Annotated in this window: 2 protein-coding genes; both read right to left on the reverse strand. The window is 58.9% G+C overall.

Features of this window, described 5'->3' with window-relative positions:
* The coding region (locus RA19_RS25565) for a replication initiation protein (protein WP_193748347.1) at positions 1–496 on the reverse strand (496 nt) is incomplete at its 3' end.
* Positions 497–615: 119 nt separating this feature from the next.
* Positions 616–810 (reverse strand): hypothetical protein (locus RA19_RS27310; protein ID WP_206540312.1); only part of this gene is annotated, 195 nt, incomplete at its 5' end.

Below are 810 nucleotides of genomic sequence, written 5' to 3' on the forward strand. Positions count from 1 at the left end.
GTTCAATGCCGTTCCAGAACCTCATCCAACCCCTGTGGACGGGGTTTTTGGGGACCAGCCCCACATACCTCAGATCGGCCCCCAATCGTTCCGCTAGAACGTGCTCGATGGCAGCCAGGTAACGCAACGGCCCCAATCTGGCGACACTGGATCGCGCCACGGGCGAGGCCAGCAGGTAACCAAGGTGGTAATTGCCGTTCTCTGGGTTGATCGAGATCCAGTGCGGGGCAGGCAGCCCCCTATCCTGCCACTCGTGGTAGCCATCGCGCTGGGGGTCATGCTGGTGCTTCTTGTCCACGTCGAACACCAGCATGGCGACATGCGGCGGCGGGTTGAACTGGATGTGGCTATAGCCCAGCGCAGTAGCCTGCGGACGAATGAGCAGCCCCATCGATTTGTCGTTGGTGCAGTAGGGGCGGCGCGGAAGCCTGTCTATGAAGAGGTTTTGGGCCGTCTGGCGCTTATTGGCGGTGCAGGGTTGTCTGAGATCGTGCATGTGTTATGCTTTTCCTGTTCTTTGTGAACGGCCCCGAATGCTCTGAGTCTTCCGCCAAGTTGATCAGCAGAGCTTCGGGGTTTGTCTTTTCTGGACAACAAGTTACCGCACCGCTTTCGCTACCGCAACACGTCACGCCCCCTTGCACCCGATAAGGGAGCAGGAACGGATATGGCTGCACCACCCCAAGAGGTCGCATCGAGGAGGTCGATCAGCGGCTTTCCATCGGCCCATAGCCACGGTGAGCCTTGATAGATCGCCAGTTCGTACTCAACCGGGGGGAACTGGCGAATATGGGGTTCTAGGGATTTTCC

This window comes from Leisingera sp. ANG-M1 (genome assembly GCF_000813745.1).
In the GTDB taxonomy this organism is placed as follows: domain Bacteria; phylum Pseudomonadota; class Alphaproteobacteria; order Rhodobacterales; family Rhodobacteraceae; genus Leisingera.